The 15433-nt window shown below is 62.6% G+C and carries 12 protein-coding genes; 9 read left to right on the plus strand and 3 right to left on the minus strand.

All coding sequences use genetic code 11. From position 1 onward, the window contains the following. Positions 1-85: 85 nt before the first annotated feature. The 7 genes from SNL23_RS29315 to SNL23_RS29345 all read left to right on the plus strand — a co-directional run bounded on the left by SNL23_RS29315 (position 86) and on the right by SNL23_RS29345 (position 9178). Complete coding sequence (locus tag SNL23_RS29315; RefSeq protein ID WP_318304476.1) at positions 86-2356, plus strand: heavy metal translocating P-type ATPase; 2271 nt, start codon at positions 86-88, stop codon at positions 2354-2356. A gap of 16 nt (positions 2357-2372) precedes the next feature. Next, a complete protein-coding gene (locus SNL23_RS29320) occupies positions 2373-3239 on the plus strand; it encodes a LysR family transcriptional regulator (protein ID WP_318304477.1) in 867 nt (288 codons plus the stop codon). A gap of 294 nt (positions 3240-3533) precedes the next feature. Continuing rightward, positions 3534-4598: a putative 2-aminoethylphosphonate ABC transporter ATP-binding protein gene (locus SNL23_RS29325; protein ID WP_318304478.1), complete on the plus strand. Its 1065-nt coding sequence runs from the start codon at positions 3534-3536 to the stop codon at positions 4596-4598. A gap of 1 nt (position 4599) precedes the next feature. Continuing rightward, positions 4600-6324: a putative 2-aminoethylphosphonate ABC transporter permease subunit gene (locus tag SNL23_RS29330; RefSeq protein ID WP_318304480.1), complete on the plus strand. Its 1725-nt coding sequence runs from the start codon at positions 4600-4602 to the stop codon at positions 6322-6324. Between the two features lie 23 nt (positions 6325-6347). Next, the gene (locus SNL23_RS29335; RefSeq protein ID WP_076013021.1) at positions 6348-7373 is read left to right on the plus strand and encodes a putative 2-aminoethylphosphonate ABC transporter substrate-binding protein; all 1026 of its coding nucleotides are present in this window, start codon (positions 6348-6350) and stop codon (positions 7371-7373) included. A 126-nt stretch (positions 7374-7499) separates the two neighbouring features. Beyond that, a complete protein-coding gene (locus SNL23_RS29340; RefSeq protein ID WP_318304481.1) occupies positions 7500-8624 on the plus strand; it encodes a TIGR03364 family FAD-dependent oxidoreductase in 1125 nt (374 codons plus the stop codon). Further along, complete coding sequence (locus SNL23_RS29345) at positions 8624-9178, plus strand: phosphonate degradation HD-domain oxygenase (RefSeq protein WP_318304482.1); 555 nt, start codon at positions 8624-8626, stop codon at positions 9176-9178. The genes SNL23_RS29340 and SNL23_RS29345 overlap by 1 nt, the downstream gene beginning before the upstream one ends. On the opposite strand, the gene SNL23_RS29350 is transcribed toward SNL23_RS29345, so the two are convergent. Beyond that, positions 9175-10548 carry a DUF3482 domain-containing protein gene (locus SNL23_RS29350; RefSeq protein ID WP_076013018.1) on the minus strand — a complete coding sequence of 458 codons (1374 nt, stop codon included), beginning with the start codon at positions 10546-10548 and terminating at the stop codon, positions 9175-9177. The two genes, SNL23_RS29345 and SNL23_RS29350, sit on opposite strands and share 4 nt — an antisense overlap. Further along, positions 10541-11920, minus strand: coding sequence for a DUF2868 domain-containing protein (locus SNL23_RS29355; RefSeq protein ID WP_318304483.1), 1380 nt, complete (start codon positions 11918-11920; stop codon positions 10541-10543). Before SNL23_RS29355 ends, SNL23_RS29350 begins: the two co-directional genes overlap by 8 nt. 90 nt (positions 11921-12010) lie before the next feature. Between SNL23_RS29355 and SNL23_RS29360 the strand changes: the two genes are divergently transcribed. Beyond that, positions 12011-12523 carry a dihydrofolate reductase gene (locus tag SNL23_RS29360; RefSeq protein ID WP_008438965.1) on the plus strand — a complete coding sequence of 171 codons (513 nt, stop codon included), beginning with the start codon at positions 12011-12013 and terminating at the stop codon, positions 12521-12523. Positions 12524-12672: 149 nt separating this feature from the next. Here SNL23_RS29360 and SNL23_RS29365 read toward each other — a convergent pair whose 3' ends face one another. Continuing rightward, complete coding sequence (locus tag SNL23_RS29365; protein WP_076013016.1) at positions 12673-14064, minus strand: L-cystine transporter; 1392 nt, start codon at positions 14062-14064, stop codon at positions 12673-12675. A gap of 241 nt (positions 14065-14305) precedes the next feature. On the opposite strand from SNL23_RS29365, the gene SNL23_RS29370 reads away from it, so the two are divergent. Beyond that, a complete protein-coding gene (locus SNL23_RS29370) occupies positions 14306-15364 on the plus strand; it encodes a haloacid dehalogenase-like hydrolase (protein ID WP_256344258.1) in 1059 nt (352 codons plus the stop codon). Positions 15365-15433 lie beyond the last annotated feature (69 nt).

Genomic DNA, 15433 nt, shown 5'->3' on the forward strand with positions numbered 1-15433 from the left:
CGCAGCAATCTCCAAAAGGGTGCTTGACCCTATAGTGGCTACAGGGTCTTTACTTGGCAACAGGCACCTTTACGGACGCGACAGAATGAGCGACTCCATCCACACCCCGCACAAGCACGACCATGATCATGACCACGCGCACGATCACGGCCCCAAGCTGAAACCTGTACAGAAGCACGACCATGGCAGCCATGGCGATTCCTGCTGTTCCAGCAAAGCGGCGCCTGCGCTGGTGAAGCTGACTGAAGCCCCGACGGCGGGCTCGCGGCTGAGCACCTTCCGCATTGAAGCCATGGACTGCCCCACCGAGCAGACGCTGATCCAGAACAAACTGGGCAAGCTCGCCGGTGTGCAGCAACTGGAATTCAACCTGATCAACCGCATCCTCGGCGTGACCCACGACTTGCCGACTACCGCGCCGATCATCGACGCCATCAAGTCCTTGGGCATGCAGGCGGATCCCATCGAAGAGGGCGTCGCCCCGGCGGAACCGCCGGCGAAGAAGCACTGGTGGCCGCTGGCCCTGTCTGGCGTTGGTGCGTTAGGCGCCGAAGTGCTGCACTTCACCAACGCAGCCCCGACGTGGGTGATCGCCCTGGTCGCGCTGATCTCGATCTTCAGCGGCGGCCTCACCACCTACAAAAAGGGCTGGATTGCCCTGAAAAACCTCAACCTGAACATCAACGCCCTGATGAGCATCGCCGTCACCGGCGCGATCCTGATCGGCCAGTGGCCTGAAGCCGCGATGGTGATGTTCCTGTTCACCGTGGCCGAACTGATCGAAGCCAAGTCCCTCGACCGTGCTCGCAATGCCATCAGTGGCTTGATGCAGATGACCCCGGAACAGGCCACGGTTCGTCAGGCCGACGGCAGTTGGGTTGAACAGGATGTCAAAGTCATCGAACTGGGCGCCATCGTGCGGGTTCGCCCCGGCGAGCGCATTGGTCTCGACGGTGAAGTCACCTCCGGCCAGTCCACCATCGACCAGGCGCCGATTACCGGTGAAAGCCTGCCGATTGAAAAGACCCTGGGCGACAAAGTCTTCGCTGGCACCATCAACCAGGCCGGCTCCCTGGAATACAAAGTCACCGCCGCCGCCAACAACTCGACCCTGGCGCGGATCATCCACGCCGTGGAACAGGCCCAAGGCGCCCGTGCGCCAACCCAGCGTTTTGTCGACACCTTCGCCAAGGTCTACACCCCGGCGGTGTTTATCTTTGCCTTGGGCGTGGCGCTGATTCCGCCGCTGTTCATGGCAGGCGCGTGGTTTGATTGGATCTACCGTGCGCTGGTATTGCTGGTCGTCGCCTGCCCTTGTGCGCTGGTGATTTCCACCCCGGTGACCATCGTCAGCGGCCTGGCCGCCGCGGCGCGCAAAGGCATCCTGATCAAGGGCGGCGTGTACCTGGAGGGCGGTTACAAGCTCGACTACCTGGCCCTGGACAAGACCGGCACCATCACCCACGGCAAACCGGTGCAAACCGATTACCTGTCGCTGTTCCCGAACATGGAAGACAGCGCGCCGGCCCTGGCCGCGAGCTTGGCCGGGCGCTCCGATCACCCGGTGTCCCTGGCCATCGCCAACGCGGCGGTGGATAAGAATCTTACCGTTCACACTGTGGATAACTTCGAAGCCCTGGCGGGTCGCGGTGTGAAGGGTGAAATCAATGGTGAAGTCTATTACCTGGGCAATCACCGTCTGGTGGAAGAGCTGAACCTGTGCTCGCCGGCCCTTGAAGAAAAACTCTTCGCCCTGGAAAAACAAGGCAAGTCCGTGGTCCTGCTGCTGGACAAGTCCGGCCCGCTGGCGCTGTTCGCCGTGGCCGACACCGTGAAAGACACCAGCCGCGAGGCCATCCAGCAGTTGCATGACCTGGGCATCAAGACCCTGATGCTCACCGGCGACAACACCCACACCGCCAAGGCAATCGCCGATCAGGTCGGCATCGACCAGGCCCAGGGCGACCTGTTGCCCACCGACAAACTGCAAGCCATCGAAGCGCTCTACGCCAAGGGCCACCGGGTGGGCATGGTCGGCGACGGCATCAACGACGCCCCGGCGCTGGCCCGTTCCGAGATCGGGTTTGCCATGGCCGCCGCCGGTACCGACACCGCCATCGAGACCGCCGACGTGGCGCTGATGGACGACGACCTGCGCAAGATTCCGGCATTCATTCAACTGTCGCGGCGCACGTCGAGTATCCTCAAGCAGAACATTGCCCTGGCCTTGGTGATCAAGGCGATCTTCCTGGCGGTGACCTTCCTTGGGATGGCCACCATGTGGATGGCAGTGTTCGCCGACATGGGCGTGAGCCTGCTGGTGGTGTTCAATGGTCTGCGCCTGTTGCGCAAATAGTCGATGAGAGGGTGGTGTGCTGAGTGCCGAGCTGAAGGCGTTTTACATGGTCGCCCGCCTGGGCAGTATTACCCAGGCGGCGAAAAAGCTCGGGCTGAGCCAGCCCACGGTGACCACCCAGATTCGTCACCTGGAAAGCCAGTACTCGGTGGAATTGTTCTACCGTGGCGGGCGCCGCCTGACCGTCAGCGACGAAGGCGCGCGGCTGTTGCCGATGGTCAAGGCGCTGTTGCAGCAGGAAGCGGACATCGAGTTTTTCCTGCGTAACAGCGGCCAGGTGCAAGGCGCGTTGAGGATTGCCGCGACGGCGCCTTATTACATTCTCGACCTGGTCAAAACCTTCCGTGAGCGGCTGCCGCAGGTTGAGGTTTCGGTGGAAATCGGCAACTCCCAGCAGGTGCTGGAAGCGCTGGATGACTACCGCGTCGACGTCGCTGCTTCATCCCAGTTGCTTGAAGACCCGCGCCTGATCCGGCGGGTACTGGGCATGGACCCGCTGGTGCTGGCGGTGCATCGCAATCATCCGCTGGCAGTGCTCGACCATGTGCCGTTGACCGCGCTGGCCGGGCACACCTTGCTGATGCGCGAGCCGGGCTCCACCACCCGTCGGTTAACCGAGGAGATGCTGCAGGGCGCCGGTGTGAGTTACGGGCCGTTGCTGGAGATCGGCAGTCGGGAATCGATCCGTGAGGCGGTGTTGCGTAACATCGGCATCAGCATCATCGCCCGGCAGGAAGTGCCCCACGATCCGCAACTGCGTGTGCTGACCATCGAGAATGCCCCGCAGATTCCCGAATATTTGTACTGTCTTAAAGAGAGAAAGGGTGCCCGATTGCCGGCGACTTTCCTGGGGTTGGCGCAGGAAATGTCTCCGGCAGGCTAACTTGCTTCCATGGCGAGCGGGCTTTTGTGGCGAGGGGGCTTGTCCCCCGTTGGGCTGCGAAGCAGCCCCAATAAGGTCACTGCATTTTTCCTGGCAGATCGCGCCAGCAGGGTTTAGGACTGCTGCGCAGTCCAACGGGGGACAAGCCCCCTCGCCATAAGCGCTAGGCTATAGATACGGGGTAAACCTTACCCAAATCCACCAATACCACTATCGCCACGTTTTGCCTTTCTGCCACAAGAGGGACGCATTGCCTGCCTAGGATGACCTTCATCAGTTTGATGAGGTGCCTCCATGAACACAGCTCAGACCCGCCCCGGCGCGCCAATGAAGGTGCGCGGTGTGCAGAAACGCTTCGGCGCCTTTACCGCGTTGGATAACGTGTCCCTGGATGTCGCCGCCGGCGAACTGGTGTGCCTGCTGGGCCCGTCAGGCTGCGGCAAGACCACCTTGCTGCGCTGCATCGCGGGCCTTGAACGCCAGGACAGCGGCGAGTTGTACCTCGGCGACCGCGACGTTTCCCTACTGGCACCCCAGGCACGGGACTACGGCATTCTGTTCCAGTCCTACGCGCTGTTTCCCAATCTCACCGTCGAAGCGAACATCGGCTACGGCCTCACTGGCAGTGGCCGCGATGAGGTGCGCAAGCGCGTCGGGCAGATGCTGGAACTGGTAGGCCTGGTGGGCAGCGAAAAGAAATTTCCCGGTCAACTCTCCGGCGGCCAGCAGCAGCGTGTGGCCCTGGCCCGCGCCCTGGCACCGGCGCCGTCCTTGTTGTTGCTGGACGAACCCATGTCGGCCCTCGACGCCCGGGTACGCGAGCATCTGTGCACCGAGCTTCGCCAACTGCAACGCCGCCTGGGCATCACCACCCTGATGGTCACCCACAACCAGGACGAGGCCATGCTGATGGCCGACCGCATTGCTGTGATGAACAACGGCAAGGTCGAGCAATACGCCACGCCCCAGGAAATCTACGACCGCCCGGCCACGCCGTTCGTGGCCGAGTTCGTCGGCCAGGGCAACTGGCTGCCGTTCAGCCGCAACAGCGACAGCCACGCCCAGGTCGGCGGGTTGAACATGCGTCTTGCGGAAAACTCGGGTGCCGCAAAATCGGGCCGACTCTTCTGCCGCCCCGAAGCCATCAACGTCAACCCGCCGGTGCATGAAGAAAACCTGTTCCCGGCCAAGGTCCGCGAGATCACCTTCCTCGGCAACCGCTGCCGCATGAGCTTTGAGCTGGACCAACTGCCCGGCCATCCGCTGCTGGCCGAACTGGCCCCGGAAGCCATGCCACGCCTCGGCGCCCAGGACATCTGGGTCGCGCTGCCCCCGCGCAGCCTGCAGGTGTTTGCCTGAGATGGCCCGCGATATAACTCTGCCGATACCCGATAACGTGGCTCGTCAGGTTTCCCGTGCCGAAGTCGGCGACCGTATTTTTGTTATCGGCGGCAAGCTGCTCTGGCTGTGTTTGCTGGGCGTCGCGGTACTGCTGCCGCTGCTGGCCATCTTCTGGCGCGGCTTCAGCAGTGAAGCCGGGCAGGGCGGTGGCCTGGTGGCTGCGCGGGAACTGGTCACCAGCGATAACTTCCACTGGTTGCTGGGTAACAGCCTGAAGGTTTCCCTCAGTGTGGCGGCCATCGTCGTACCGCTGGCTTACCTGTTTGCCTACGCTTTGCAACGCACGCTGATTCCCGGCAAGGCGATCTGGCGCGGCATGTCGCTGCTGCCATTGATGGCGCCGTCGATGCTGCCCGGGATTGCGCTGGTCTACCTGTTCGGTAACCAGGGCATGCTGCGCGGGCTGCTGTCGGACAACATCTATGGCTTCTGGGGCATCGTCCTCGGTGAAGTGATCTACACCTTTCCCCATGCGTTGATGATTTTGTTGTCGGCGCTTTCCCTGGCGGATGCACGACTGTTTGACGCCGCATCGAGCATGGGCGCCAGCCCGTCCCGAGCGTTTCGCAGCATCACCTGGCCGGCGACGCGCCAGGCTGTCTTCGCCGCGTTTTGCCTGGTGTTCACCTTGACCATCACTGACTTCGGCGTGCCCGTGGTAGTCGGTGGCGACTATCAAGTACTGGCCCTGGAAGCCTACAAAGCCGTGGTCGGGCAGCAACAATTCGGCCGGGGCGCCTTGATCGGCATGGTCCTGCTGCTGCCGGCACTGTTCAGTTTTGGTGTCGACGCCTGGCTACGCCGTCGCCACGGCGACTCCATGAGCGGCCGCGCCCAAGTGTTCCAGCCGGCGCCGTCGAAACTGCGAGATGGCTGCTACCTGGCCATCGTCCTGCTGATCTGCGCGATCCTGCTGCTGGTGTTCGGCATGGCGGTCTACTCGTCGCTGGTGAAGTTCTGGCCCTACAACCTGTCGCTGTCGCTGGCCCACTACCAGTTTGAGGACACGGCCGGCGGCGGTTGGCTGGCCTACCGCAACAGCATCACCATGGCCCTGTGCACTGCATTGATCGGCAGCGTGCTGATCTTTACCGGCGCCTACCTGATGGAAAAGACCAAGGGCCAGAAGGGCCTGAACCTGGCGTTGCGCATGCTCAGCTTCGTGCCGATGGCGGTGCCGGGGTTGGTGCTGGGCCTGGGCTACGTGTTCTTTTTCAACCTCAACGGCAACCCGCTGCATGTGCTCTACGGCACCATGACGCTGCTGGTGGTGTGCACCATTGCTCACTATTTGACCACCGCACAAATGACCGCCACCACGGCCCTGCGCCAGTTGGACGCCGAGTTCGAAGCCGCCGCGCTGTCCCTCAAGGCGCCGCTGTACCGGCATTACCTGCGGGTCACCGTGCCGATCTGCCTGCCGGCGCTGCTGGACATCGTGCGCTACCTGTTCGTCTCGGCGATGACCACCGTCTCCGCCGCGATCTTCCTCTACAGCCCCGACACCATCCTCGCGGCAGTCGCCGTATTGAACATGGACGACGCCGGCAACGTCGGCGGCGCGGCGGCCATGTCGACCCTGATTCTGTTCACCTCGGCGGGCGTGTCCTTGCTGCTGGCGTGGGCCTCACGCGGCTTGTTGCGCCGCTCCCAGGCCTGGCGCCAAACCGCGCCCGGTCAATAAATCATCCATAAAGGAACTGCACCATGTTCAAGCCCCTGGCGTTAGCCGCTGCTGTGCTCACTGCGTTCAGCCTGAATGCCTTTGCCGCCAAGACCGAGTTGACCGTGTACACGGCCCTCGAAGCCGAGCAATTGAAGACTTACAAACAGGCCTTCGAAAAGGCTAACCCGGACATCGATATCAAATGGGTACGCGATTCCACCGGCATCATCACCGCCAAGCTGCTGGCCGAAAAATCCCGCCCGCAGGCTGACGTGGTCTGGGGCCTGGCGGCTTCCAGCCTGGCGATCCTCGACCAGCAGGGCATGCTGCAAAACTACGCACCCAAGGACCTGGGCAAGATCGGTGCGAACTACCGCGACGCCGCCAATCCGCCGGCCTGGGTCGGCATGGACGTGTGGGCTGCGACTATCTGCTTCAACACCGTTGAAGCCGAAAAGCAGGGCCTGAGCAAGCCGGTGAGCTGGCAAGACCTGACCAAGCCTGAGTACAAAGGCAAGATCGTGATGCCCAACCCGGCCTCGTCCGGCACCGGTTTCCTGGATGTGAGCGCCTGGCTGCAGACCTTCGGCGAGAAGCAGGGCTGGCAGTACATGGACGACCTGCACCAGAACATCGGCCAGTACGTTCACTCCGGTTCCAAGCCGTGCAAGCTGGCGGCCTCGGGTGAGTTCCCGATCGGCATTTCGTTTGAATACCCGGCCGTTCAACTGAAGCGCCAGGGTGCACCGCTGGACATCATCCTGCCGAAAGAAGGCCTGGGCTGGGACATCGAAGCGACTGCCGTGATCAAAGGCACTGCCCACGCGGACGCGGCACAGAAACTCGCCGACTTCTCCGCCAGCCCGGCGGCGATGGAGCTGTACAAGGAAAACTTCGCGGTACTGGCCCAGCCGGGCATCGCCAAACCGCAGACCGAATTGCCGGCTGACTATGAGCAGCGGCTGATCAAGAACGACTTCGCCTGGGCGTCGAAAAACCGCGACAGCATCCTGACCGAATGGCGCAAGCGCTATGACGGCAAGTCGGAAAAGGTGGCGGGTCAGTAATTTTTCGGGTTGGGCTGATGGCCTCTTCGCGAGCAAGCCCGCTCCCACATTTTGAATGTGTTCACAAATCAAAATGTGGGAGCGGGCTTGCTCGCGAAGGCGGTCTCGAATTCAGGACATCACTTCATGACACAACTGCTGATCATCGGCGCCGGCATCCTCGGCCTTTCCCACGCCTATGCGGCCGCCAAACGCGGCCTCAAGGTCAAGGTCTTCGAGCGCAGCGCCACTCCATTGGGTGCTTCCGTACGCAACTTCGGCCAGGCACTGGTCACCGGCCAGCCGCCCGGGCCGATGCTCGACCTGGCGCGGGAAAGCCGCGAAATCTGGGGCCAGTGGGCACAGCTCGCCGGTATCCAGCTCAAACGCAACGGCTCCTATCTGTTCGCCCGTACCGAGGCCGAAGAGCACTTGCTTGAAGCTTTCTGTGCCGGTCGCGCCAAGGAGCACGGTTATCGCGTCGAGTTGCTGCAAGGTGCCGACCTGCACGACCTTTACGGCGGCCAGTTCAAGCATCACCGCGCCGCGCTTCACGGGCTGGACGATCAGCAACTGTATTCCCGCGAAGCCATCCCGGCGCTGATCAACTACCTGAGCCGCGAACTGAACGTGGAGTTTCATTTCTCCACCCTGGTCCGCGACATCGAACCCGGGCAGGTGCACACCACTGCCGGTTCCTTTCGCGGCGAGCAGATCATTGTCTGCTCCGGCCACGACTACCAGACGCTGCTGGCCGAGCAGATCGCCGAACTCAACCCGCAAATCTGCCGCCTGCAAATGCTGCGCGCCCTGCCTGCGGTGGCGTTGAACCTGCAACACGCGCTGCTGACCGGTCTCAGCTGCGTCCACTACGGCGCCTTCGCTGATTTGCCGGAAGCCGCGCCAGTACAGGCCGAAATCCTGCGGGATGTACCGCATCTGCACGAAAACGGCATTCACCTGCTGATCAGCCCAACGCCTTATGGTGAGCTGATCATCGGTGACTCCCACCATTACGGCAGCGACCCTTCACCGTTCAACGCCGAGCAGGTGGACACCTGGATGATCGAGTTGGCCGAAGAGACTCTGGGCTGCAAGATCCAAATCGTGGAACGCTGGCAGGGTGTCTATGGTTCCCGTGGCCCAGGGCCGTTTTCGTTCCTGCGGGCGGCACCCGGGGTGAGCGCGGCGTTGATGCACACCGGCGTGGGCATGAGCGTCGGGCCGGCAATGGCGGAGCGCAATATCACAGAGCTGTGGGGGAGTGCTTGATGAACACTGAACAGGCAATCGCCGAGGTCTTCGGCCTGTATGAACTACACGGCACCGCTGACTACATCGGCGAACCGGTCTCGCAGATCGAGCACATGTCCCAGGCTGCGCAGTTGGCCATGGCTGAGGGCTTCGATGATGAAGTGGTGCTGGCGGCGTTCTTCCACGATATCGGGCATATCTGCGGGCAAGGTGGCGAGAACATGGGCGGCTATGGCGTGGTCAGCCATGAACGGCTGGGCGCCGATTATCTGCGCCGCGCAGGCTTCAGCGAGCGGATGGCCAAGCTGGTGGAATACCACGTGCAAGCCAAGCGTTACCTGACCTTCAGCCAGCCGGATTATTACGCACGCTTGAGCGAAGCCAGCCGCCGTACCTTGGGTTACCAGGGCGGCGTGATGACTGCCGAGGAAGCCCAAGCGTTCGAGCAGGATCCGCTGTGCGCCGTCAGCCTGCGCATGCGCCACTGGGATGAACAGGCCAAGGAAATGCACGTGCCGGTGCTGGACCTTGAAGTGCTGAAGTCCAAGGCGCGGCAACTGTTGGCGGCTTAGGTCTCGTCCAGGCGCTGGGCCAGGGCTTCGATCTGTTCCTGGCGTTCGGCCTGGCTCAACTTGGGGTGCGGGTTAAGGGACGACCATTGCGGGTGGGCACGGGCCTTGTTCAGGGCTTCCGGCAGCTTGCCTTCGCGCCAGGTCTTATCCTGGGGTGTGTCGACCTTGATGCTGTGGATCGCCGCGTGACCCCGCAGGTTAAGGGCCTTGAGCAGTTGCCGCTGGCGCAGGGCCAACAGGCGCAGCACGCTGTCGTCGACGGTCAGCTCGCGCTGGCCCTTGATCTTGCCCAGCAGGCGGCTGCCATAACTGCGAGCCGTTTGCAGTGCGCCTCCCGCGATGGCTCCGGCGAGCGCGGCGGCGCCGAGGGTCAGGCCGCCTACGAGTAGATCCACACCCGCACCGGCGGCCGCGCCGGCTGCGATACCGCCACCGACCCGCACGCCCAGTTGCTTGAGGGTTTCGGGGTTGAACAGGTCATCGCCCCAACGCCCGTCCAGCAGCGGTAAATCGCTGGCGGCGGCGTCTTGCGGGCGGAAGCCGAACAACTTGAGCAAGGCCTCCACGCAACGCTGTTCGCGCTGGCGCACGGCTTTGCGCAGTTCGCTGATGGCTTGCTGTTCTACCTCGGCTTCGCTGACCACGCTGCGGCGGCAGGCGGCGCAGTCGACCAGCAGTTCGGCGATCAGCCGTGCAGCACTTTGCTGGCGAGCCTGGCGCTGGGCTTCCTGATCGAGGATCAGCCGCTCCAGTTGCCCACGGGAATTTTCCAGCAGCAGGGCGAGGCTTTCATAGAGGCGGCGCTCGCCGTCTTCCGGTGGCGCGACGCTGTCGAAACGCACCAGTGCGTGCAGGCCGAGGCGGGCGAGGGCTTCACGCCAGTCCGGCTCGCGGTGGTCGGCGCTGCTGACAAAGTTGAGCACTGGCAGCAGCGGCTTGCCACAGCTGGCCAGCACTTGCAGCTCATCGCGGTACTTGGCCAGCACCGGCTCCCTGGCATCTATCACATACAGCCCGGCATCCGAGGCCAGCAGTTGGCGCAGCACCTTGGCTTCCTGTTCGAAGCGTTGCCGGGCCTCGCTGCCTTCCAGAAAACGCGCCAGCCGTGCCGGGCCGTCGAGGCGTTCGCCGGGGCGGTCCAGGCGCTCGAGGTAATCGAGCAGGGCGATGGCATCTTCCAGGCCGGGCGTGTCGTACAGCTCCAGCAAGGCTTCGCCGTCTACCGACAGCCGAGCACCTTCGACATGCCGGGTGGTGCTGGGCCGATGGGAGACTTCTCCGAAGCCGACGTCTCGCGTGAGGGTGCGCAGCAACGAGGTCTTGCCGACGTTGGTGTGGCCGACCACGGCGAGTTTCAGGGGCTTAGTCATGACCGGTCTCCAGCCAAGTGAGCGGCGCGCAATCAGCGAACGGGATCTGCAACTGCTGCAACGCTGTATGCCAGTCACCCAGACGTTCCGCGTCCAGCGCCTGGCCCGCCGGCGCTTGCAGCAGCCAGACGCGGGTGGCGGTGGCGCTGCGGGCCAGTTCGGCAATCAGCGCGAGGCTGCCACGATCCGGCGAGCGCCGTGGGTCGCAGGCGATGGCCAGGCGTGCGGGCGGGAAGCGGGTGAGTTGCTCCAGCAGCTTGTTGCGGGATTCACGGCTGTCGAGGATGCCGGCATCCTTGACGCTGGCCGGGAGCTTCGGCGGCCAGGTGCGTTGGTCATCGAGTTCAATGGCCACTAGCAGGGCGCCGTCGCTTTCCAATTCGCTGACGCCGCCGGTCACGTTGTGCAACTGTTCGGGCGCTGCATCGTTGACCCCAAGCCGTTCGCTGCTGGGCATCAGCCGCTCACGCAGTTGGCTGTAGCCGGGCAGGTTAAGGTCGAGGCTCAAGGCGGCGCGCCCGCGTTTCCAGCGCCACAGGCACAGCAGCGCGAGGATCAGGCGCGGCAGGATGCCGTAAACCAGCAGCACGCCCACCAGCCAAGCGGCCCAGGCCTGGCGGGCGCTTTCGATATTCAGGGCGGCATCGCCGCTGGCGCGGATCATCTCGACGGTGGGCACATTGAAGCCGAGCAAGGCGGGCAGGGCGCCGAGGGTTTGGGTCACGGCGACAAAGGTATCGGCCCGCAGGATGGTGGTTTCCCACACAAAACCGTAGCGCCGGGTGGCCAAGAGCGTCAGCAGGATCAGCAGGGCGCTGAGCAGGGCCAGCAGCCACAAGCTGTTGACCAGCACACCAACGGCCCAGCGATTGAGTTTGCGCCGTTGCAGCAACAGCAGCAGGGCGGGCGCCAGTTGCGCGGCCTTGGCGTCGCGGGCGAGTTTTTCGCTGAGCCATAACCACAGGCGGCCGAGGCTCGCGCCGTGTTCACCGGCAAACAACAGGCCCAGGGCCCAGCTCAACAGCAGGATCAGGTTCAAACCCAGCAGGCTGCCCAGGGCCCAGAACACATTGACCGGCGCCAGCCCGTTGCCCAGCGCGGCAAAGGCCAGGCCGGCACCGCTGACGATAGCAACCACCGCCAGCAGGATCAGCGCCAGGCGCGCGCCCTGCAGCCAGCGGGTCAGGGCGGCGGTCAGGCCATCGCGTTCAGCCAGCCACAGCGCGCGGTTTTGAATGCGCGTCGGCAAGTCACCGCCGCTGCTGCGGGCCAGGCGATTGGCTTCCTGGTCTTCCAGGGCGCCGGCGTGTTCCTCGCGCAGGCGCACGGTTTCGGTCAGCCAGAGTGTTTGCAGGGGATTCAGAGCTGTCACGCGTCATCCTGTTGAGCCAGTGAGCTTGGAGCATAACCGCTGGAACGGCGGTTGGGGTATGCCGCGCGCGCCTCTGGTATTCTCGTCGCCATGAAAAAAACTCTCCCTTTAAGCCTGATCGCAGCCCTCGGTGAAAACCGTGTGATCGGCGTCGACAACAGCATGCCCTGGCATTTGCCGGGGGATTTCAAATATTTCAAGGCCACCACCTTGGGCAAGCCGATCATCATGGGGCGCAAGACCTGGGATTCCCTGGGTCGACCGTTGCCGGGCCGGTTGAACATTGTGGTCAGCCGTCAGACCGACTTGGCGCTGGAAGGTGCGGAAGTTTTTCCGTCCCTGGACGCAGCAGTAGAGCGGGCTGAGGAATGGGCCAAGGCGCAGGGCGTGGATGAGCTGATGCTGATCGGCGGCGCGCAGTTGTATGCCCAGGGGCTGGAGCAGGCGGATCGCCTGTATTTGACGCGGGTGGCGTTGAGCCCGGACGGCGATGCGTGGTTTCCCGAGTTTGATTTGAACCAGTGGAAGCTGGTGTCGAATGTCGAGAATGCGGCTGAGGGTGATAAGCCGGCGTATAACTTCGAAGTCTGGGAAAAAGCCTAAAAACTCATGTGGCGAGGGAGCTTGCTCCCGCTGGGCTGCGAAGCGGCCCTGAAAGCTGATCCCTCAATCTCTCAGAAAACTCGGTCGCCTGCTTTGGGGCTGCTGCGCAGCCCAGCGGGAGCAAGCTCCCTCGCCACAAAGTTCAGCCGTTAAGCCTGCGCCAACTCCGCATGCTCATCCGCATTCAACAACTCTTTATCCGTCTGCTGCATGATCTGGCTGGTAATCGCCCCGGCCGTCATCGAACCGTTCACGTTCAACGCCGTACGACCCATGTCGATCAGCGGTTCAACCGAAATCAGCAGCGCCACCAGTGACACCGGCAAGCCCATCGCCGGCAGCACGATCAGCGCGGCAAACGTCGCACCGCCGCCCACGCCCGCCACACCGGCGGAACTCAAGGTCACAATCGCCACCAGTGTTGCGATCCACAGCGGGTCCAGCGGGTTGATGCCCACGGTCGGCGCAACCATCACCGCCAGCATCGCCGGGTAAAGACCCGCGCAACCGTTCTGGCCAATCGTTGCGCCAAACGAGGCGGCAAAGCCGGCGATGGACTGCGGGATCCCCAGGCGACGGGTCTGCGCTTCAATGCTCAGCGGGATGCTGGCGGCGCTGGAGCGGCTGGTGAAGGCAAACGTCAGCACTGGCCAGACCTTGCGGAAGAACCGCAGTGGGTTGACCCCGGCCAGGGACAGCAGCAGGCCGTGCACCACAAACATCAGGCCCAGGGCCAGGTACGACACCACCACAAAACTGCCGAGCTTGATGATGTCTTGCAGGTTGGAGCTGGCGACCACTTTGGTCATGAGCGCCAATACGCCGTACGGGGTCAGTTTCATCACCAGGCGCACCAGGCGCATCACCCAGGCTTGCAGGGTGTCGATGGCGTTGAGGACTTTCTGGCCTTTTTCCACGTCATCCTTGAGCAGTTGCAGCGCGGCAACCCCAAGGAATGCAGCGAAGATCACCACACTGATAATTGACGTCGGCTTGGCCCGAGCCAGGTCCGCGAACGGGTTCTGCGGGATGAACGACAGCAGCAGTTGCGGGATGTTCAGGTCGGCAACCTTGCCAGCGTAATCACTCTGGATTACTTGCAGGCGCGCCATTTCCTGGGTGCCGGCCACCAGGCCTTCGGCGGTAAGGCCGAACAGGTTGGTCAGGCCGATACCGATCAGCGCCGCAATGGCCGTGGTGAACAGCAGCGTACCGATGGTCAGGAAGCTGATCTTGCCCAGGGATGAGGCGTTATGCAGACGGGCCACGGCGCTGAGGATCGAGGCGAACACCAGCGGGATCACGATCATTTGCAGCAACTGCACGTAACCGTTGCCGACCAGGTCGAACCAGCCGATCGAGGCCTTGAGTACCGGGTTGCCGGCACCGTAGATCGCGTGCAGCACTACACCGAAAATCACGCCGAGTACCAACGCGAACAAGACCTTCTTGGCGAGGCTCCAGTTGGTTCGACGGGTTTGTGCCAGGCCCAGCAACAGGGCCACGAACACCAGTAAGTTGAGAATCAGGGGCAGATTCATTGAAGCTCCGTTGAGAAGGCAGCCAATCGCGTGAGCCTGCGATTGCGAACCGGAAATGCTAACAGCTTGAAATATAATGATTTAATACCTTTATGGAATGGTCACTGTCGTTTTTGGAATAAGCAAATGGCGCCCAGGCGTACGCGGGTGGCGCGATCACGACGAAAGCGGTCGCGCTCGGGCGATAACTGTCACACAGATTTGTTAGCGTCGATGTCTTTCACTCAGGGAGAAAACGCACATGAAGCTAGCGCCGAAACTGTTTGCCGCCGCGCTGTGCCTGGGCCTTGCGAGCCAGGCCTTTGCCGCCACCGAGTTGAAACATTGGCCTGCGGCTGCCGCGAAGCAACTGGACACGATGATTGCCGCCAATGCCAACAAGGGCAACTTCGCGGTATTCGACATGGACAACACCAGTTACCGCTACGACCTTGAAGAGTCGTTGCTGCCGTACCTGGAAAACAAGGGCCTGATCACCCGCGACACCATGGACCCTTCCCTGAAGCTGATCCCGTTCAAAGACACCGCCGACCACAAGGAAAGCCTGTTCAGTTACTACTACCGCCTCTGTGAAGTCGACGACATGGTCTGCTACCCATGGGTCGCGCAGATTTTCTCCGGCTTCACCCTCAAGGAGCTCAAAGGCTACGTCGACGAGATGATGGCGTCGGGCAAGCCGGTGCCGGTCACCTATTACGACGGTGACGTGGTCAAGAATATGGAAGTGCAGCCGCCGAAGGTCTTCACCGGCCAGGCTGAGCTGTTCAACAAGCTGATGGAAAACGGCATTGAGGTCTACGTGATGACCGCCGCGTCCGAGGAACTGGTGCGCATGGTCGCGGCCGATCCGAAGTACGGCTACAACGTTAAACCCGAGAATGTCATCGGCGTGACCACCTTGCTCAAGGACCGCAAGACCGGCGAGCTGACCACCGCGCGCAAGCAGATTGCTGCAGGCAAGTATGACGAGAAGGCCAACCTCGGCCTGGAGCTGACCCCGTACCTGTGGACCCCGGCCACCTGGATGGCCGGCAAGCACGCGGCGATCCTGACCTATATCGACGAGTGGAAAAAGCCGGTGATCGTTGGCGGCGACACGCCTACCAGTGACGGCTACATGCTGTTCCACGATGTGGACGTGGCCAAGGGCGGCATCCACCTGTGGATCAACCGTAAAGACAAATACATGACCCAGCTCAACGGCATGATGGCCAAGCACGCGGCGGCCCAGGCCAAGGAAGGGTTACCGGTGACAGCGGACAAAAACTGGGTGATCGTCAAGCCGGACGAAATTCAGTAAGTACGGATGTACTCGGTCAAAAATGTGGGAGCGGGCTTGCTCGCGAAGGCGGTGGATCAGCTAGCTTAT

This window comes from Pseudomonas sp. SED1, from assembly GCF_034044025.1.
In the GTDB taxonomy this organism is placed as follows: Bacteria; Pseudomonadota; Gammaproteobacteria; order Pseudomonadales; family Pseudomonadaceae; genus Aquipseudomonas.